Raw genomic sequence first — 19,007 nt, 5'->3', positions numbered from 1 at the left:
CAACGCGTTTATGCAGGCGGCTCACGTTATCCGAGACAGATGTCAGAATCACTCGCGATCGAGGCCGAGAACCTGGAGGTGGTGTACGGCGACGGGACCGAGGCGGTGGGCGGCGTCTCGCTGTCGGTGCCGCGTGGGGAGTTCTTCGGCTTTCTCGGCCCGAACGGGGCGGGCAAGACGACGACGATCAAGACGCTGGCGACGCTGCTCAAGCCGACCTCGGGAAGGATTCGAGTCAACGGCTACGACGCGCTCGAACAGCCGCGGAAGGTCAGAGAGTCGATCGGTTACATGGCTCAGGAGACCAGCGTCGATCCCGAACTCACGGCCCGGGAGAACCTCCGCTTTGCCTGTGAATCCTACGGCGTCCGAAAGGGCGAGCGCGCCGAGCGGATCGAGGAACTGCTGGAGCTGGTCGATCTGGCAGACGTCGCGACCAAGGAAGCCAAGGAGTTCTCCGGCGGGATGAAAAAGCGCCTGGACGCCGCGACGGCGCTGGTCCATCGACCACCACTCGTCTTCCTGGACGAGCCGACGACCGGCCTCGACCCCAAAGCCCGAAACCGGTTGTGGGACTATTTCCGACGAATCAACGACCGCGGGACGACGATCTTTCTCACCACGCAGTACCTCGAAGAGGCCGACCAGCTGTGCGAGCGGCTGGGGGTCATCCTCGACGGCGAGATCGTCGCGGAGGGCTCGCCCGCCGATCTCAAACAGGAGGTCGGCGGCGAAATCTTGAACGTTCGGCTCGAAGATGGTCCGGAAGCACGCCAGCGTGCCGTGACCGTCGCCCAGAGCGCCGGGATCTTTCCCGGAACGCCGAGCGTCGAGGAGACCGACGACGGGATCTCGGTGACGACCCCGACCGCACGCCAGCACGGGACCGACCTGCTGGTGGCCCTGCGCGACGAGGGGCTGACGGTGACGGGCTTCGACGTCCGTGCGCCGACGCTGGACGACGTCTTCCTGGCTATCACCGGCGAGCATCTCGACGACGAGGTGGCCGAACCCGAGCCAGCCAGCCCGCCCGCGGCAGACGGAGGTGAGTCACAGTGAGCACCGACACGGCCGAGCAGAGCGCCCGGTCGGGAGGAAACACCTTCTTCGGGGACGTCTGGGTGAACTTCGTCCGCTGGAACATCAAGGCCGTGCGCAACCGCTTCGTCCTCGTGGGGTCGCTCGTCCAGCCGGTGATCTTCCTCGTCCTGTTCACGCAGGTGTTCGGCAACGTCGCCGGCCAGTCGCTACCGCCGGGGATCCCCAACTACGAGACCTATCTCCTGCCGGCGATCGTCATTCAGGTGTCGCTGGCGACGGGCGCGACCTCCGGGATCGGGCTGGTCAACGACATCGAGAGCGGGATGTTCGAGAAGGTGCTGGTGAGTCCGATGAATCGCGCTGCCGTCTTCGTCGGCAAGACTGCAGCCGAGATGGTCCGGATCGTCCTCCAGATCGCGATCATCCTCGGACTGGGCGTGCTGCTCGGTGCGGAGATCGCCACCGGGATCGTCGGTGTCGTCGGGATCATGCTCGTGGGCATCCTCTTCTCGCTGTGGTTCGTCGCCTTCTCGAACACGCTCGCACTGCTGACGAAAGACCAGGAGTCGACGATCATCGGCGCGAACCTCCTGCAGTTCCCGCTCTTGTTCGTCTCCAGTGCCTTCCTCCCCATCTCGACGCTGCCGGGCTGGATTCAGACGGTCGCGAAGTTCAACCCGATCACCTACGGTGTCGACGCCGCCCGGGCGATCATGCTCGACGCCGACGTCATGGAGGTCTGGGATATTACCGCCTTCGGTGGAATCTGGAACACGCTCGTCCCCTCGATCGGCGTGCTGGTCGCGCTTGCCCTCCTGCTGGGCGGTATTGCCGTCTCCATGATCAATCGCGCGTCCAGCGCCGACGTTCGGTGAGAGTCGGCGAGTTGATTGGGTCTTATCGCTCGAAGGCGTGGTAGTACAGAATCGCCAGGGCACTCCGCCCGTCCCTGAGGTCGTCCTCCCGGATCGCGGCCACGAGGTCCTCGAAGTCGGCGGTCGTCACGCCGATCGACTCGTTGTGGTCGAGATTCTGCTCCGCTGTCGCCGTGCAGTCCTCGGCGACGAAGTAGTGAAAGACCATATCGCTCAAGCCGTTGGCCGGTTCGACGGTCGTGAGATGCTCGATAGCGCCCGCTTCGTAGCCGGTCTCCTCGATCAATTCACGCTCGACGGCGGCAGCGGTGTCGCCGTCCTCGCTTTCGAGCCCGCCCGCTGGAAGGCCGAAATTGACCCGCTTGACCGGTTCGCGCCACTCCTCGATGACGACCACCTCGCCATCCGTGGTGAACGGGAGGATGACGACGCTCTCGCTCTCGGTGAGGTAGTCGAAATCCGTCTCGGTACCGTCCGGCAACTGGACTGTCTCGTTGATGATGTCGAAGCCGGGGCAGGTGTAGGCCGTCTGGCTGTCGAGCAGGTCCCACGCGAGGTCGTCGGACATATCGGGTGGTCGGTCGGGCCGATACAAACCGGTTGTGGGTCGACCGGGCGAAATGATCGTCACACCCTTCCCGAACCCTGGGAACAGGTCAGGGGTTTATGGAAACCGCCAGTATATATGTGGCTGTGAGAGCGCAGACATGAGTTCCAGAAAACTCGAATCAGAGATCTTCGGCCGTGGCGTCGAATTCGCATACTCCGAGAGGTGGATCGGTTACTCGCTGCTCAGCCTCCGGCTGATCATGGGCTGGGTGTTCCTCTACGCCGGACTGTCGAAAGTCATCGATCCCGAGTGGAGCGTCAGAGGCTACCTGAACTACGCGATCAGTCCGGAGAACCCCCTCCGAGACTTCCTCGGCTACGACGTCTGGAGCATCATGGCCAACGACTGGTACTGGCTGCTGACGCCGCTGAACCAGGTCGGATTGACGCTGGTCGGGATCGCGCTCCTCCTCGGGATATTCGTCCGATTGGGTGCATTCGGTGGCGCGCTCATGATGACCTTCTACTGGCTCGCGTCGTTCCCGCTCACGGACGCGTTCGTCATCGACTTCCACCTCGTGTACGTCCTGCTGCTGTTCGCGGTCGGCGCGTTCGGGGCCGGACGTATCCTCGGACTTGACGCGTATCTCGAAGAGTTGGAAATCGTCGAAAAGTATCCGCAACTCAGGTTGTTGTTGGGCTGACGCTGGCGGCTTCACCGTCCGAGTGGCTTCCGATCTGTCGGGGTCCCAACGGGGGATCTAGACCCCGATCTCTGTATCCGCATAGTGGTGGTTGTACGTTCGTGACCGTGTTCGAACGCCGTGGTGGTGAGTCAGTTCGAGATGTTACAGCCACCAGTATCAGTCGTAGATTCCCAGAGATAGATAGCCGACAGTAAGTATATCTGCGTACGCCTGTAACCCGATTTCATGGACGAAGACCCCTCACTATCCTCGGAGTTAGAGGAAACGCTCGAGAAGCACCGAACTGGTAGCGGTACCTCCGGAACGCTGGTACTGAGCGATCAGGAAGGGTACGTCGGCGACACGATCACGCTCAAAGGACGAAACTTCCCGGCCGAAGAGGCCTTCGAGGTGCTCTGGCACTCCACGGAGGGTGACTGGGGCGTGCTCAAGGCCAACGAGATCGTCGGCCCGCAGTATCGGCCCCGGACCGACCACCTCATGACCGTCACGAGCGACGCGGACGGACGTTTCGACCAGGAGTGGACCATCCCCGAGGACTACGGCGGCGCGCACAAGATCGAGATCCAGCACGACGGCGAGACGATCGACAAGGCCGAGTTGGAGATCAATCCCTGGTTCGAACTGGAAACGGAGTCGGCCCCGCTCGGCGGGACGTTCACGTTCAAGGGCTACGGCCTCGGCCCGAACGTCGTCACCAACAACTACCAGGTCTCCTGGGACAACTCTACCTTCGGGTTCATGACCGGCGTGATGAACCGCGGGACAGCGACTGCCGAGATCCGGGCGGTCGGCCCGCCCGGCAAGCACGTGATCGAGGTCTGGCGCAACTACCGCGGCATCCCCTACCTCCAGAACAACACCCAGTCGCCCTACGGGAAAGTGTGTGGGGACCGCCCCTCTCGGTGGACCGTCGAGGTGACTGAACCCGAGCAGGAACTGGGCGGTGCCTGGATGGACGAGCAGTTCGAGGAGAACCCGATCGAACTCCACTACCCCGACCTCGACGCCCAGAGCGACGCGACCCTGGAGATCACGCCAACCTCCGGTCAGGCCGGGACGCAGGCGTTCATCACCGGTGAAGACTTCCCGCCGAACAAAGAAGTCGACCTGATCTGGTATCGCCACGAAGGCCACCGCGTGAAGGGGATCCCGATCACGCCCGAGCAACATCGGGATGTCCTCCCCACCGTCCAGACCGACGCCGACGGTCGCTTCCAGGTCGAGATCGAGATCCCGCCGGAGGAAGGAGCGACGCGCCCGATCACGGCCGAAGTAGACGGCCGGGAGATCGCCGTGACTGGCTTCGTCGTCCAGCCCCGCATCGAGAAGTTCACACCCAGGGAAGGGCCGGTCGGAACGACGATCGAGATCGAGTTGTCCGGTGTCGGCTGGACGATGTACGAGAACGGCCCGTTCCTCGTCTACGACAACAAGCCGCTGGGCTATGCCTGCGGGACCAGCGGCGACGACAAAGGTGGCGTCATCAAGATGGACATCCCGGCCGCCGGCGAACCCGGCTACCACTTCATCGACATCTACCCGACGATCTACGAGATGCAGGAGGACGAGCCGAACTTCGAGATCTTCCCGCACCTCTCGTATCTGGACAATCATCCCGTCCGGCCGCTGCCGGCCAGCCACTTCGTCTTCGAAGTGACCGAGGAGTAGCGACCCGAGACCGTCGCGGCAACACTGATTTTCACGCGGTCCGAACGGGCGATAGCATGGCATCACTACCGGTACTCCGCCCCGAAGACTTCGGGGACGACCGGCCCACGGCTGACGCGTCCGTCCACGGGGTCGTCCTCGCCGCCGGGACCAGCGAGCGTTACGGTGACCGGAACAAACTGCTGGCGTCGCTGGACGGCGAGTCGATCGTCCGACACGCCGTTCGCGCGCTCTGTGCCAGCCCGCTCGACGGGGTGACGGTCGTCCTCGGCCACGACGCCGACCGGGTTCGGAACGACCTCTCATCTCTCCCCGTCTCGGTCGTCGAGAACGGCCGCTACCGCCAGGGACAGGGAGCCTCGGTCGCGACGGGCGTCGCGGCCGCCCGCGAACGGGGTGCGGATGCCGTCCTGATCGCGCTCGGCGACATGCCACACGTCTCGCCCGACTCGATCGCCGGCCTGCTCGAGGCCTACCGGGCGGGAGCCGGGAGCGCGCTGGCGGCCGCCTGTGACGGGGAGCGCGGTAATCCCGTCGTCTTCGACGAACAGCACTTCGACGCGCTGGCAGAACTGGACGGCGACCGGGGCGGCCGGGAGATCCTCCTGTCGGCCCCCGACGCTGCGCTGGTCGAGACGGGAGATCCGGGCGTACTCCAGGACGTCGACCGGCCCGCGGATCGGTAGGGCCGGTCGGTCACTGTGGTCGGTCGTGGATCGGCCCAGACTGGTCGCGCAGTCGACCACCCGGAGCCCCGTGGTGGACCGCGTGGACCTCGCCGACCACGCTGAGCGCGACCGCCGTCGGCCCGTCGCCCCCGAGATCGAGCCCGACCGGCGTCGAGAGCCGATCCAGTTGGTCGTCGGTGAGTTCGACGCCGTCGTCTTCGATCGCTTCGAGCAGCCGGCGCGACCGGTCCCGCGAGCCGAGCAGCCCGACGTACGGGACCGGCGAGTCGGTCAACAGCGCTTCGACGGCGATCTGATCGTCGATCGCGTTGTGAGAGAGCACGACGGGATAGGTCCACCGGTCGGTGTGCGCAGGTAGGTCCGTCGGATGGCTCGCGAGCACCTCGTGAGCCGCAGGGGCGGTCTCGTCGGTCGCCGCCCCGCCCCGCGGCGAGGCTACGACGACGTCGAAGCCGACCGCCCGGCCGAGCCAGGCGACGGGGCGGAGGTCGGGCCGGCTCCCGAACAGCAGCAACCGGGGGGGTGGCTCGATCGGGTCGACCAGCACTGTCACCTCGCCGTCGGCCGTCTCGACCGTTCGCATCGCCGTCGTCTCGACGGACTGTACCTGCGGGGCCTCACTGACGTCAGCTGGCAGCGTCCGGCCCCGTTCGTCGTGGCTGTTCACCCCGGCATCGACGACCGCGCGGTCGCCGACAGCGACCTCGGGATGGCTCGACTCGACCGCCGTGATCAGCGTCACGGCCCGCCTGTCGGCGACCGCGCCGAGCGCGTCACGGATGGCCTCGCCGACCGGTTCGAGCAGGACCTCGATCCGGCCGTCACAGCCGCTCGCGAGGTCCCAGGTGTCGTCGTCGGCGAGATCGAAGGCCACGACTCGCGGTGTCGCCGTCTCGCGGACGGCCAGCGCCGCCTCGACGATCCGATCGCGGAGACATCCTGCGGTGATCGCGCCGATGGCGTCTCCATCGGTATCGACGAGCATCTTTGCGCCGGGTCGGCGGTAGGCCGCTCCCTCCACGGAGACGACGGTCGCGAGCACGCCCGGGTCGTCCTGCTCGCGGAGTCGTCGATAGAGCGTGGGATCGGCGGCGGGCCAGCGGTCGGCCGGCGCGGACATACACCGGCTTTGGCCACGGACTCGTTTCAGCGTTGCGTCGGCTCCCGGCAACGGGGATCGTGCGAGGGGATTTAGTATCGGCGCGCCCGACCGACCAGTATGGAATACGACGGGACGGCGACCATCCCCGCACCACGGGAGGCCGTCTGGGAGCCGGTCACCGACCCCGAAGCGCTGACGGCCTGTGTCATGGGCGCAACGGAGATCGAACGCGTCTCCGAGCGTCACTACGAGGGCGTGATCCACCAGTCGGTCGCCGGGATCACCGTCACGATGGAAGGCGACGTGAGGATCGAGACCCTGGAGCGGCCCGAGCGCCTGACCTTTTCGGCGGTCGGGACCGACTCACGGACGAACGCCAGGATGGACGCTGACGTCGAGGTGACCCTGGCCGAGGAGGGCGACCAGACGCGGATGGACTACCACGTCGACATTCGGTTCGCTGGCAAACTGGCGACGCTCGGCTCGCGGCTCCTCCGTCGACAGATCAACGCCAACGTCGAGACGTACTTCGACAACCTGGCGGAATACGCCGGTGAGGAGGGATGAGCGAGCAGGAGTCACCCCCCCGAGCAAACGAGCAGCGGTCTCCCGACGGAGCGCGCGGGCGAGCGTCTGCCCGAGGGGGCGCCGACCGCGAGCCCCGCCGAGCCGTCGGCCGGGACACCCGCCGGCGGGACAGCTGGGAGAAACTGACCGGGCGGGCCCAGTTCCCGACGGATCTCGAACGGCCCGAGATGCTCCACGCTGGCGTCCTCCGCTCGCAGCAGCCGCACGCCGAGATCGCGAGCGTTCGGACAGACGCGGCCGAGTCGATCGACGGCGTCGCCTGCGTTGTCACGAGAACGGACTTTCTGGGCGGGTTCGACGACCGGGTCCGCCACTACGGCGACGCCATCGCAGCCGTGGCGGCCGAGTCGCGCGCTGGCGTCCGGGCCGCCCTGGACGCGATCGAGTACGAACTGGAGCCGCTGGAGTCGGTCCACGATCCCGCCGAGAGCGTCCGCGACGGGGCGCCCGTGCTTCACGAGGAATCCCGGACACCCGACGGCGTCCCCGACTACGGCCAGCCGGTTCGCCACCCCAGGAACGTCGAGAACCCAGACTACGAGCAGAACGTCGACGACTACCACCAGCTGTCGGTCGGCGACCTCGAGGCCGGCTTCGCGGCCGCCGATCACATCCTCGAGGAGACCTATCGGACGCCGCGGGTGAACCACTGCAACCTCGACCGACACTGCTGTCTCGCCGAATGGGACGGCGACCGGCTCGAACTGGTCGAGACGATCGGCAACCGGACCCACACCGAACACGTCCTCGAAGCGCTGTTCGACGACCGCTTCGAGGTCACGATCCTGACGCCGCCGGCCGCCGGGTCGAGTTTCGGCGGGCACTCCCTGGAGACGCTGACGCTCGAACCCGTCGCCGCGACGCTCGCCCGCGAGACCGACCGGCCGGTCAGGCTCGCCTTCGACCGCGAGGCGGAGTTCACGGCGGGGGACTCGCGTCACCCGACGACACTCACGCTCCGTGCGGGGATCACTGACGGCGGGCGGCTGACCGCACTGGACGTGGACGTCGTCACCGACACCGGCGCATACCCCAACTCGGTCGGCCACATCGTCCTGAATAGCTGCCGACACAGACCCCTGGACCTCTACCGACTGGAGAACTACCGCTTCGAGGGCGTCTCCGTGTTCACCAACAACACGCCCTCGGGAGAGTACCGCGGGATCGGCGTGACCCAGATCACGTGGGCGCTGGAGTCACACGTCGACGAACTGGCCCGACAGGCCGGGCTCGACCCGATCGCAGTCCGGGAACGAAACTGGGTCGAGACGGGAGACGAACGACCCTACTCCGGACAGCCGATCACGAGTTGCGGACTCCGCGAGTGTCTCGACCGCGGGAAGGCGTCCTTCGAACGGCGCCGCGACGCGGACGAGGACGGTCACCTCCACGGGTGGGGGATGGCCGCCGGCACGCAAGTGTCGACACCCGCCTCGGAGCACAACACCGACTACACGGAGACGGAACTCGTCGCGAACCCCGACGGGACGGTGACTGCAATCGTCGGCGCGATCGATTTGGGACAGGGGAGCGAGACCGCGCTCACCCAGATCGTCGCCGAGGAGACCGGTCTCTCGATCGACCGGATCACCGTCCGATCCAAGACCCACGACGACGACATCGAGGACAAGTACGGCTCGGTCGCCAATCGGTCGACGTATCTCATCGGCCGCGCGGTCGCCGAGGCCGCCGAGGAGTTGACCGACGCTATCCGCCAGCGGGCGAGCGATCGATTCGCAGTCCCGGTCGACCGAATCTCGATCGAGGGCGGGCAACTCCACGGAGACGGAGACACCGCCGACCTCTCGACGGTGCTCACCGAACCGGTCTCGGCGACTGCTCGTGCCGAGACCAACTACGCCCCGCCCTCCTACGGAGTCCACTTCGCGAGTGTCGCCGTCGATCCCGAGACTGGTGGCGTGGATCTGCGGACGTACGTGGCTGCCCAGGACGTCGGCTACGCGATCAACCCCGCGATGGTCGAAGGACAGCTCCACGGCGCGGTCCAGCACGGCGTCGAGTTCGCCACCCTTGCCGAGCTAGAACTCGACCGCGGGATCCCGGAGAACCCCAACCTCGCGGACTACCCCGTGAGTTCGCCACACGAACTGCCGGACGACCTTGTCGTCGAGATAATCGAATCCAACGAGGAGTCCGGTCCCTACGGCGCGAAAGGAGTCGGGACGCCCGCGATCACGCCGGTCGCGCCGGCGATCACCAACGCGATCCGGGACGCCGTCGGCACTCGGTTCACGACTGCGCCCGTCCGCGACGAAGACGTCTTCTTCGGACTCCGGGAGGCTGAGGAATGAGCGAGACGGTCTACTACACACCGAAGACAGTCGAAGGCGCTCGCCAGCACCTCGCTACCGAGGAGTTCGTCAAAGTCGTCGCGGGTGGCCAGACTCTGATGCTGCTGGTCCGACAGGGATTCGTCGATGCCGACGCGCTGGTCGACGTCAGCGGGGTGTCGGCTCTCTCGGGGATCGACGTGGCCGACGGGACGGCGACGATCGGCGCGACGACCACGTATCGCGAGTTGTCCGAGCACGATCTGGGTGGACAACTCGCGATGCTGGGAGAGGCTTCGACGGTGGTCGGCGACCGCCAGGTCCGGACCATGGGGACTGTCGGCGGCGCTCTCGGGCACGCCGATCCGGCCTTCGATCTGCTGCCGACGCTGTGCTGTCTCGACGCCGCGGTCGAACTCGGGAGCACCGAAGGGACGCGAACGGTCCCGATCGAGCAGTACCTCGTGGGCCACATGCGGACCGACCGCGACCCCGACGAACTGATCGAGAGAGTCCGCTTCGACGTCGATCCCCGGATGGGCACGGCCTACGAGAAACACTCTCGGGTCGAGGACGGCTGGGCGACCGTCGGCGTCGCGGCCGCAGTCACGACCGAAGCGGGTCGCTTCGAGGACGTCCGCGTTGGCCTGACCGCAGTCGCCGACACGGCCGTTCGCTCGCCGGCCGTCGAGGACGCGCTGGTGGGCCAGCCGGTGTCCGAAGACGCGATCGAGGCAGCCAGCGAGGCGGTCGTCGAGGACATCGATCCGCTCGACGACCTCTCGGGTTCGGCCGCGTACAAGCGGTCGCTGGCACCGGCACTGGTCGAGCGGGCGATCGGGACGGCCCTCGAACGGACAGGAGGTGAGCGATGAACATCCAGTTCGAACTCGACGGCGAGCAGCGGACGGTCGAGATGGCCCCGGACGCCCCGCTTCGGGACGTACTTCGGGGCCCCTGCGAGAAGACGTGCGTCAAGTCCGGGTGTGACAGCGGCCGCTGTGGCGTCTGTACGGTGCTGCTCGACGGCGAGGCCGTCAAGTCCTGTCTCGTCCCCGCAGGGAAGGCCGACGGCGCGACGATTACGACCGTCGAGGGGATCGAGGAGGGGTCGCTCGGTGAGTCGGTTCAGGCGGCCTTCGACGAGGCGTTCGCGCTGCAGTGTGGCTACTGCACACCCGGCTTCGTGCTGACGGCGCTGGCGTATCTCGAAGACGATCCCGACGCCGACCGCGAGGCGATCCGGTCGGCGGTCGCCGGCAACGCCTGTCGGTGTACCGGCTACGAGACGATCCTCGACGCGATCGAGTCGGTCGCCGAGGACCGCGACTGAGTCACGCAGTAGGAAGACCCACAACAGATAATATGGTGCTGGCCCGCGTGTCTGTATGGCCCTGGACCTCTCGCTGAGCGTCGGCGACATGGACACGGTACAGCCGCTTTTGACCGGCGAGGTCGAACCCGAGGGGATCGATCTGACGCCGATCAGCGAGTACCCACCCAAGCGACACCGTCGGTTCTTTCGGCATGGCGAGTTCGATATCTGCGAAGTGTGTATCGCCTCGTACGTCTCCTCGATGGCCGAGGGCGAGGAGTTCCCCTACACGGCGATCCCGGTATTCCCTAACCGGAAGTTCCGGCTGGCCTTCTTCTACAAGAACGCCGACGCCGGCATCGAGGAGCCAAAAGACCTCGAAGGCAAACAGGTGGGAACCCAGTCCTGGCAGACGACCGCCGACGTCTGGGTCCGCGGGATCGCCCAGGAACACTACGATCTGGATCTCACCGAAGTGCAGTGGTTCCGCCGTCGGGAAGACGACGTCCCCGTCGACCTGCCCGAAAAGTTCGACATCCAGCGCGTGCCCGGCAAGCAGGGCGGCGACGCCATCTACGAACCCCGAGATATGCAGGATATGCTGTTCTCGGGCGAGTTGGACGCGGCGATGGATCCCTCGGGGTCGCTGTTCAGGGCTGTCTGTCGCAACGACGACGCAGAGTTCATGTTCGAAGACCCGCAGGCCGAGGAGATTGCCTTCTTCGAGAAGACGGGGCTGCACCCGCCGATGCACACCGTCGCCATCCGGGACGAAATCCTCGAGGACGATCCGTGGGTCGCCGTCAGCGTCTACGACGCCTTCGCCGAGGCCCTCGAGAGGTGCATCCAGCGAAACGTCAGCCCCAGCAGTCACACCTCGTTGACCTGGAACCACCTCCACTACAAGGAACAGCACGAGATCCTCGGCGAGGACGCCTGGGCGTACGGCCTCCGACCGAAGACTCGGAAAGAGCTACGGACGTTCGTCGGCTACGCGAGGGACCAGGGACTGATCGATCGGGAATACGACGTCGAGGAACTGTTCTTCGAGACGACGCTGGACCTCTAGGCGTCCAAGCTGAAGCTTTTTAACACGTAGCGGACAATACCCGAGACGTAATGAGTTCCGGGGACAACGACGCGTCACGGATCGACCGCAAGCGAATTCTCGAAGAGGCAGCGGCGGATCCGGACGCCTCGTCCGCGGAACTGGCCGAGAGGATTCCCGACGCCTCGACCGAGCACGTCGAGCAAGTGCTCGACGGCGGCGGCTCCGAAGAGCACGAGAGACCCGATCCGTCCAGTCCCGAAACGGACTACCCGGATCAAGCGGACATCTCGGACAGGCAGATCAGGACGCTCCAGGCGATCGCCGCCCATCCTGACGCGACCCAACGGGACATCGCGAGCTTTTTGGACGTGACGGCCGCGACGGTAAGCAACCGGGTCAACAGCCTCCCGGGATTCGAGTGGGATGACCGCCGCCGGTTCGTCAAAGCGGTACTCGATCTCGATACCATCCCCGGCGGCGAGCGAGCGACCCACTACACCGACACTTCAGAGGACCTGCAGAAGACCGTTCAGGACCTCCGTGATCGTGTCGAGCGACTGGAATCACGGCTCGAATCAGGAGACGATTCCAGCGCGTCACCGTTCGACGACCCCGAACTCGTCCGCAAGGTCGTTCACGTCTGTATGGCGGCCGAGGAGATAACCGACGAGGAGGAACAGCGGATCTTGCAGGCGTTCCTCAGCCGGTGAGACGACGCGGCAGAACCCGGTGCAGCAGCGACGAGTCGAGCGCCACCGTCCAGCCGCCGGAGCGAACGTCAGGTCCAGTCGACGAACAGCCGTTCGAGGCCGACCACGGCGCCGAAACAGCACAGCGAGGAGAGCGAGACCGTGAACACCGCCGCGAACATCTCGGGGGTGGCGAAGGTACTGTTGTACTCGATGATGAGCGCGCCGATCCCCTGGTTAGCAAGGACGAGTTCGCCGACGATCGTACCGGTAAACGCGAGGATAACGCTGATCTTGATCCCCGCAAAGACGGTCGGCAACGACGAGTAAAAGTAGACGTCTCTGTAGACCTCCCAGCGGCTGGCCGAGAAACTCTCCAGCATCTCCACGAGTTGCCCATCGGTCTCTTGAAAGCCAGACAGCGTGTTGACGACCATCGGGAAGAAACTGATGAGGTAGCTGACGACGATCACGGTCTGGCCGCCGAACCCGAACCAGGTGATGAAGATCGGCAGCAGCGTCACGATCGGGATCGACCGGATCACGATGATGTACGGGAAGAACGTGGCTTCCAGGACCTTCCACTCGAACATCAGGAGCGCCATCAGATATCCCGTAACGAGCGTCAGCCCGAACGCGATGGCGAACACCCGGAGCGTGACCTGCAACTCCGCGAGGATCGTCTCGTGGTTTTCGACGAACGCGACGATGATCGCCGACGGGGTCGGGAGGATAAACGGTTGGATCCCCATCTCCGGCACACCGTACTCCCAGGCGCTCACCACGACGACCAGTACGGCTGCCGGGAGCTGGATCTTCCGGGAGAACAACTGCCGCCATCGGGGGACAGTCGGCCGGCGCATACTGGAGTTAGATGTAGTTTGGCCCGATTTCGAAGTCCTCTAGACGGTCGTAAATCTCCGTTGCCGTCTCGACGGCCAGCTCCCGGTTGTCGTCGATAAACTCGTTGGTGTACATCGCTTCGGCGTCGACGCCACCGTCGATCAGTCCGGCGTCGCTGAAGGTCTCGATCGTCCGGTCCAACTTTTCGGAGTCGGTCCAGCCTTTCCCGTATTCGGTACCGATCGACGGGTCGGGCACCTGTGCCGCGTAATACTCCGGGAGCGCTTCGCGTTGAATCTCCTCGTCGAACCCTTCCACGGCGAGTGGCGTGTAGATTTCGAAGACCTCGTCGATCTGGTTGGCGAAGATCTGGTAGGCTTTCAGCCACCCGCGAACGAAGCTGTCGACGGTTTCGGGTTGTTCCTCGACGACCTCCCGACGCGTGTACAGTGAGATGCCGAGGTGATCGAGAACGTGTGACGTGATCAGAACGTTCGGAGAGTATCCCTCGTCGAGCAGCCGCGCCTTGCTCAATGGGACGAACTTGATCATCGCATCGATGTTTCCATTGAATAGAAGCTGCTCGCCGTTACCTGGCTGGACGTTCTGGAAGGTGATCGCCGAGACGTCGACGCCCTCTTTCTGCATCGCCGCTTTCGCCTCGGGACCAGTCGATCCATAGGGGTATTTCCCGACGGTCTTCCCTTCGAGATCCGACCACGTCGTAATCCCCTGCTCGCCCGTCGTCACGACACCGCCCATCGGGTCGAGAAGCTGCCCGATGACGACCAGGTCGGCACCTTCCTGGTTGAGACCGAGCACGGTGCTGATACCGGCGTTGCCGAACATGTCGTTGCCACTGGCGACCGACTGGGCTGCCGCCTTCGACCCCGAGGACGTCTCGAAGGACACGTCGAGTCCTTCTTCTTCCCACGTGCCGAGTTCGACACCGGCGTCGTTGAGGCCGGTCCCGATCCCGGTTCGCTTGTACCGGTGACGGTACGTCACTTGCTGCGTCGAGCCGTCGTCGCCACCGATATTTCCGATACAACCAGCGAGCGTCGCGAGCGTCGTCGCGCCAGCGCCGACGAGAAACCCTCGCCGGGATGTCGTTGCCGACCGGTGTTCAGTGCCGCTTCTAGCCCGTCCCGCTCCAGAACTGGCGTATTCGTTTCGGGTCACGGACCGAAATTTATCGGGGAGCAACTTATAATGGGTGCCGTTTCCGGTCATTTGGGAAGGGAGACTCAATAGACTAATTGCCGTGTTTACCGCTTAACAAGACTAAACACGCCATTTAGCAGAATTGTGGTCGAGGACATTAATCTCCTAAAAAGAAACTTTTATATATTACATTCCTGCAATAGCACACAGCCACGCCGAGATCGTCCCAATTCACCAGACAGCACTGCGGTCTTTCCCGTGGAGGCCGCGCGCGTACCGATCGAGATCACGGGGGATAGGTCTACGCAACAGTGCGATGTCCGACAGCAGCGGAGGTCACCGCAGTGTCCCCAATCCGTTTAAGTGTTCGAGGGGCTGGTCACTACCATGAGCAAGTCGATCAGGGTCGACGGGCTCTCCAAAACGTTCGAGTCGGGGGCAGACGAGCTCGTCGTCTTCGAGAACGTGAGTTTCGACGTCGATCCTGGGGAGTTCGTCGTCGTTCTGGGACCGTCCGGGTGCGGAAAGACGACCCTGCTGAAGACCATCGCGAGGACCGTCGACCAGACGGCAGGGACGATCGAACTCGACGGCACCGGCGTCTCCGGCGACGGATCGCGTCCCCACCCCGACGTTTCGATGGTGTTCCAGGACTTCGTGTTGTTACCCTGGAAGTCCGTCCTGGAGAACGTATCCACGGGGCTGAAGGTGCAGGGTGACGTCGAGAAAGGAAAACGAGACGAGATCGCCCGAGAGTGGCTCGACCGAGTCGGGCTGGAGGGGTTCGGGGACTGTTACCCCAAGGAACTCTCCGGAGGAATGCAACAGCGGGTCGGACTGGCTCGAGCGCTGGCGGTCGACCCTGACATCCTGCTGATGGACGAACCGTTCGGCTCGCTGGACGCCCAGACGAAAGACCGCCTCCAGACGGAACTGCTCAAACTGTGGCACGACGACCGGAAGACGGTCGTGTTCGTCACCCACGACATCGACGAGGCGATCTACATGGCCGACACGATCCTGGTCCTCTCGGAGAAGCCGGCGACGATCATCGACCGGATCGACGTCGACTTCGAGCGGCCGCGGTGGAACCGTCGGCTCGACGTCGAGAGCAGCGACCGGTTCCAAGAGATCAAAGCGCGCCTCAGATCTGACCTGGGACTCGAAGAGATCTGATCAGAGATCCTCGGCTACGTCGTCCGGCAGCGACTCGATGACCTCGTCGCCGGGATACCGTTCGAGGTTCTCGGGACCGAGGTCGGCGTAGTACCGGTACTTCGTGTCGGTGTCGTCTTCGCCCCAGTCGCTGCCCATGTACGCCAGCACGTCCGCATCGTCCAGCGAGAGCATGCGCCCGTCCAGCCCGTCTTTTGTCACGTAGGCGTTCTCGACGTTCCCGAAGTAGTAGGTGCAGTTCTCGAACTCGAACGACTCCATCACCGAACACTCGATGTTGCCGACGGCGTCGGCCAGGAGCGGGACGTCCACATCCTGTCCGGGAATCGTCTCCAGTCCGAGGTGGTCGATCTTGTCGAGGTCGCGACCGCTGACCTGCCCACAGAGCGTCAGCGCGTCGATCATGTCCGTCGAAGGCGCGGCCAGGACGAACTCGGGATTACGTTCGATGATATCGTAGGTGTGGGTCTTGTGACTGACCGCAAGCTGGTAGCGAAGCGGGTCGTACCCCGCCAGCATCCACCAGGAGGCTGTCATCACGTTCGGGCCAGTCTCCGGGCTGTTGGTCACGACGAGCGAGACGACCTTGGGTTTGAACAGCGATTTCGAGTCGAACTGGGAGATTTCGTCGAAGTGGTCGGTCGGATCAGTGGCTGTCATAGGAGTGGATTTTGTCGGATCGAACTAAGGGTTACGCTTCCGGGGACTGTGACGTCTCGCTCTCGACGAGCGTCCGGACATTGTCGAAGTAGGTGTCGACATCGCGTTTGACGATCGGCTTGATGACGCGTTTGGGAATCGTCGCGACGCCGCCGCTGTACTCGACTTCCGCCCGGTAGGTCAGTTCGACAGTCTCGGCGTCGAGTTCCTCCATCTCCATGGCCGCGAGGATGTCGAACTCGCTGCCAGTCTTGGAACCGAACGCGTACCCGGTCGTGACGATGTAGTCCGGCGGGTTCATCTCCACGAACTCCGCCTCGCCGGTCAGCGACAGCGACATCGAGGCCACGCCGCGAGTGATATCGAGCTCGTACTTCCGTTCGGAGACGCGCTCGATCGACTCCGCGCCCGGGACGCACTCGGTCAGCGTCTCCGGATCGGAGATGAGCGACCAGAGGTGTTCCTTAGTCGTCGCGAGTTCGACCGCGTCGGCGAACTCCAGACGCTTGCTGCCCTCATCGACCGGCTCTTCCTCGGGAGATTGCTCATTGTCTTGGCTCATACGTAGATGGCTCTATGCTGCGTGTACAACGGGAGGGGGTTACTATCCTTCGGCGAATGCGAGAAACTGAGAACTGGCCCAACCGGGCTACTCTTCGATGACGGTGAAGCTATCCGACGCGACACCGAGGTCGGTGACGTTGCCGTCTGCACCCTGGACGTCGACTTCGTAGGTATACGTGCCCGGGGGGACGGAGTCCATCTCGGTCAGCGCCAGCGTGCCGTTCCACTGCTCTTCGGTGTTCTCGGCAGGTTCCTGATAGCTGAGTTCCACGGCGTCGAACTGGTCGGAGTCTGGGAAGGTGACCATCACGGAGTCGACGGCACTCGCACCCACGAACTCTCCGGACGACCCGTTGTAGAGCCCGATCACGAACGTCACATCCATGTCGCTGGCGCGGAACTGCCGTTCGGGCGAACACGCACCGACGAAGCCGTTGGTTCCGTCCGGCGCGGGATGGCCGTTCCAGAAGGTCTCGGTCGTGACGACGTAGTTCGTCGCTCCGGTCGGCTCGGGATCGATGATCGTGAACCCTGCCGATGCGATTCCGACTTCGTAGAAGTTGGCGTCGCCGTCCGAGACCTGAAGCTCGTAGGCGACCGAGCCGCTCTCGGCGTCGTCCGGGATGTCGAAGGTGCCGTTCCACTGGGGCTTGTCGCCCTCTTCCTCGGCGGGGACGAACTCCAGTTCGACGTCGTCGAACGGTCGGTCAGGGAACGAGACCGTCGCCGAGTCGACGACGTCGTCGGTGACTGGATCCCCGGTGTCGGGATCCCAGACGCCGATGACGAACGTCACGTCCATATCTCGGCGGAACTGTCGTTCGGGCGAACACGTCCCGACGTAGCCGCCGGTCCCTTCGGGTGCGGGGTGACCGTTCCAGTAGGTGTTCGTCGAGACGATGTAGTTCTCCGGCTGTGGGGACGGGGTCGGCGTGGGTGTCGGTTCCGTCGTGGTGTCGCCGTTGCCGTTTCCGTTGCCGGACGGCTCCGTCGTGTCTCCGTTTCCGTTGCCGTTACCGCCGTCGTTACCGGTGCACCCTGCGAGGCCGACCGTCGCCCAGGTCGCTGCACCCGTCGCCATCAGTTTCCGTCGCGTCGTCAACTGCTTGGAGTCTGAACTGTCTGTCGCGTCGTCTGTCTCCGGTCCAGTGCTAGGCGTCATCTTGTACTAAACACGTTTGGGGGCAACATATTAACCCCTTTCGGTGTTTTTGCCGGATGGGAATGGCCTATCTATGACGTTTTAGAGTCTATAAAGCCTAACACTGGCAAAATATATGGCTTAGAGTGAACGTTTAGCTGTTTAGGTTTGGATAATCGGAATTCCGGTCAGTTGCTAGCTGAGCAATCCCACAAACTCGGAACGGCAGCGGTTCTTAAGTGGGTTGCACTGATAGTGCCGAGTACAATGAGCCACGACGAGGAAGGAACGGACGCGAATCGGAACGGTGGCGCTGATGAGGAGACAGGAGCGCACCTTACGCGGCGACGAGTCGTCGCTTCAGGTGCGGCGACGTGGGCAACTGTCGGCCTCGCAGGGTGTAACTACATCACCGATCCGGGGCCCGACGACGACGGTGGAAACGGGAACGGGAACGGGAACGGAAACGGGAACGGAAACGGGGGAACGCCGTCCGGAAACACGACCGTTACCGACGCTCCGACCACGACGGCGCCGGGCGGCGGCAACGGGGGCGGCTGTGCGAGTATCCGCCGGTTCGCAGCCGGTATGGATATCGCGATGAACGTCGACGTCTTCGATGGCGAAACGGGCCAGCACCTCGGCGCGGAGTCGCTCGAATCGGTCACTGTCGAGTTCCCCAGTGCCGATTTCGATCCGATCGAACTCGACTGGTCGGGTCCTCACGAGGAGTTCCGCCCCGAAGAGTGGGGCGGGAAGCTCTCGACGGACGAAGACGTCTCCCCTGGAACGTATACCTACGAGATCGTCGTCGAGGGCGACGGCGTCGAAGGGTCCGAGCGGATCGTCGACGAGATCACTATCGTCTGACCTGCTGGGTGCGTTCCGGTT

The 19,007-nt window shown here is 64.3% G+C and carries 20 protein-coding genes; 13 read left to right on the top strand and 7 right to left on the bottom strand.

Annotated features, from left to right (window positions below; translation table 11 throughout):
• Nucleotides 1–39: 39 nt before the first annotated feature.
• Complete coding sequence (locus tag DV733_RS04395; RefSeq protein ID WP_079979424.1) at nucleotides 40–1,059, top strand: ABC transporter ATP-binding protein; 1,020 nt, start codon at nucleotides 40–42, stop codon at nucleotides 1,057–1,059.
• The gene (locus DV733_RS04390; RefSeq protein ID WP_049993978.1) at nucleotides 1,056–1,916 is read left to right on the top strand and encodes an ABC transporter permease; all 861 of its coding nucleotides are present in this window, start codon (nucleotides 1,056–1,058) and stop codon (nucleotides 1,914–1,916) included. The genes DV733_RS04395 and DV733_RS04390 overlap by 4 nt, the downstream gene beginning before the upstream one ends.
• Before the next feature lie 22 nt (nucleotides 1,917–1,938).
• On the opposite strand, the gene DV733_RS04385 is transcribed toward DV733_RS04390, so the two are convergent.
• Nucleotides 1,939–2,484: an NUDIX hydrolase gene (locus DV733_RS04385; protein ID WP_049993977.1), complete on the bottom strand. Its 546-nt coding sequence runs from the start codon at nucleotides 2,482–2,484 to the stop codon at nucleotides 1,939–1,941.
• Nucleotides 2,485–2,623: 139 nt separating this feature from the next.
• Here DV733_RS04385 and DV733_RS04380 point away from each other — a divergent pair, with 139 nt between their 5' ends.
• The 3 genes from DV733_RS04380 to DV733_RS04370 all read left to right on the top strand — a co-directional run bounded on the left by DV733_RS04380 (nucleotide 2,624) and on the right by DV733_RS04370 (nucleotide 5,529).
• Nucleotides 2,624–3,169 carry a DoxX family protein gene (locus DV733_RS04380; protein ID WP_049993976.1) on the top strand — a complete coding sequence of 182 codons (546 nt, stop codon included), beginning with the start codon at nucleotides 2,624–2,626 and terminating at the stop codon, nucleotides 3,167–3,169.
• Between the two features lie 228 nt (nucleotides 3,170–3,397).
• The gene (locus DV733_RS04375; RefSeq protein ID WP_049993975.1) at nucleotides 3,398–4,843 is read left to right on the top strand and encodes a hypothetical protein; all 1,446 of its coding nucleotides are present in this window, start codon (nucleotides 3,398–3,400) and stop codon (nucleotides 4,841–4,843) included.
• 56 nt (nucleotides 4,844–4,899) lie between these two features.
• Nucleotides 4,900–5,529 (top strand): nucleotidyltransferase family protein, encoded by a 630-nt coding sequence (locus tag DV733_RS04370; RefSeq protein WP_049993974.1) that lies wholly within the window; start codon nucleotides 4,900–4,902, stop codon nucleotides 5,527–5,529.
• Between the two features lie 10 nt (nucleotides 5,530–5,539).
• Here DV733_RS04370 and DV733_RS04365 read toward each other — a convergent pair whose 3' ends face one another.
• Nucleotides 5,540–6,652: an XdhC family protein gene (locus DV733_RS04365; protein WP_049993973.1), complete on the bottom strand. Its 1,113-nt coding sequence runs from the start codon at nucleotides 6,650–6,652 to the stop codon at nucleotides 5,540–5,542.
• A gap of 99 nt (nucleotides 6,653–6,751) precedes the next feature.
• On the opposite strand from DV733_RS04365, the gene DV733_RS04360 reads away from it, so the two are divergent.
• The 6 genes from DV733_RS04360 to DV733_RS04335 are packed head-to-tail and all read left to right on the top strand — an operon-like array spanning nucleotide 6,752 to nucleotide 12,589.
• Entirely contained in the window at nucleotides 6,752–7,201 is a 450-nt protein-coding gene (locus tag DV733_RS04360) for a CoxG family protein (protein WP_049993972.1), read from the top strand.
• Nucleotides 7,198–9,534, top strand: coding sequence for a xanthine dehydrogenase family protein molybdopterin-binding subunit (locus DV733_RS04355; RefSeq protein ID WP_136342279.1), 2,337 nt, complete (start codon nucleotides 7,198–7,200; stop codon nucleotides 9,532–9,534). Before DV733_RS04360 ends, DV733_RS04355 begins: the two co-directional genes overlap by 4 nt.
• The gene (locus tag DV733_RS04350) at nucleotides 9,531–10,388 is read left to right on the top strand and encodes an FAD binding domain-containing protein (RefSeq protein WP_049993968.1); all 858 of its coding nucleotides are present in this window, start codon (nucleotides 9,531–9,533) and stop codon (nucleotides 10,386–10,388) included. The genes DV733_RS04355 and DV733_RS04350 overlap by 4 nt, the downstream gene beginning before the upstream one ends.
• Nucleotides 10,385–10,846: a (2Fe-2S)-binding protein gene (locus DV733_RS04345; RefSeq protein ID WP_049993967.1), complete on the top strand. Its 462-nt coding sequence runs from the start codon at nucleotides 10,385–10,387 to the stop codon at nucleotides 10,844–10,846. The genes DV733_RS04350 and DV733_RS04345 overlap by 4 nt, the downstream gene beginning before the upstream one ends.
• Nucleotides 10,847–10,901: 55 nt before the next feature.
• Nucleotides 10,902–11,897 carry a substrate-binding domain-containing protein gene (locus tag DV733_RS04340; protein ID WP_049993966.1) on the top strand — a complete coding sequence of 332 codons (996 nt, stop codon included), beginning with the start codon at nucleotides 10,902–10,904 and terminating at the stop codon, nucleotides 11,895–11,897.
• A 50-nt stretch (nucleotides 11,898–11,947) separates the two neighbouring features.
• Nucleotides 11,948–12,589 carry a MarR family transcriptional regulator gene (locus tag DV733_RS04335; RefSeq protein ID WP_049993965.1) on the top strand — a complete coding sequence of 214 codons (642 nt, stop codon included), beginning with the start codon at nucleotides 11,948–11,950 and terminating at the stop codon, nucleotides 12,587–12,589.
• Nucleotides 12,590–12,657: 68 nt separating this feature from the next.
• On the opposite strand, the gene DV733_RS04330 is transcribed toward DV733_RS04335, so the two are convergent.
• Nucleotides 12,658–13,431, bottom strand: a complete 774-nt coding sequence (locus DV733_RS04330) for an ABC transporter permease (RefSeq protein ID WP_049993964.1) — start codon at nucleotides 13,429–13,431, stop codon at nucleotides 12,658–12,660.
• Between the two features lie 7 nt (nucleotides 13,432–13,438).
• Nucleotides 13,439–14,593, bottom strand: a complete 1,155-nt coding sequence (locus tag DV733_RS04325) for an ABC transporter substrate-binding protein (protein WP_161569339.1) — start codon at nucleotides 14,591–14,593, stop codon at nucleotides 13,439–13,441.
• 369 nt (nucleotides 14,594–14,962) lie between these two features.
• On the opposite strand from DV733_RS04325, the gene DV733_RS04320 reads away from it, so the two are divergent.
• A complete protein-coding gene (locus DV733_RS04320; protein WP_049993962.1) occupies nucleotides 14,963–15,751 on the top strand; it encodes an ABC transporter ATP-binding protein in 789 nt (262 codons plus the stop codon).
• On the opposite strand, the gene DV733_RS04315 is transcribed toward DV733_RS04320, so the two are convergent.
• The 3 genes from DV733_RS04315 to DV733_RS04305 all read right to left on the bottom strand — a co-directional run bounded on the left by DV733_RS04315 (nucleotide 15,752) and on the right by DV733_RS04305 (nucleotide 18,137).
• Entirely contained in the window at nucleotides 15,752–16,411 is a 660-nt protein-coding gene (locus tag DV733_RS04315) for a flavin reductase family protein (protein WP_049993961.1), read from the bottom strand.
• A gap of 31 nt (nucleotides 16,412–16,442) precedes the next feature.
• Complete coding sequence (locus tag DV733_RS04310; protein ID WP_049993960.1) at nucleotides 16,443–16,973, bottom strand: CoxG family protein; 531 nt, start codon at nucleotides 16,971–16,973, stop codon at nucleotides 16,443–16,445.
• A gap of 87 nt (nucleotides 16,974–17,060) precedes the next feature.
• Complete coding sequence (locus tag DV733_RS04305) at nucleotides 17,061–18,137, bottom strand: hypothetical protein (protein WP_049993959.1); 1,077 nt, start codon at nucleotides 18,135–18,137, stop codon at nucleotides 17,061–17,063.
• Nucleotides 18,138–18,383: 246 nt separating this feature from the next.
• Between DV733_RS04305 and DV733_RS04300 the strand changes: the two genes are divergently transcribed.
• A complete protein-coding gene (locus DV733_RS04300; protein ID WP_049993958.1) occupies nucleotides 18,384–18,986 on the top strand; it encodes a hypothetical protein in 603 nt (200 codons plus the stop codon).
• The last annotated feature ends 21 nt before the right edge of the window (nucleotides 18,987–19,007 follow it).

The sequence above is a fragment of the Halapricum salinum genome, assembly GCF_004799665.1.
Taxonomy (GTDB): Archaea; Halobacteriota; Halobacteria; order Halobacteriales; family Haloarculaceae; genus Halapricum; species Halapricum salinum.
The sequence above is the reverse complement of the archived record's forward strand: the minus strand, read 5'-3'. Positions and strand labels throughout refer to the sequence as shown.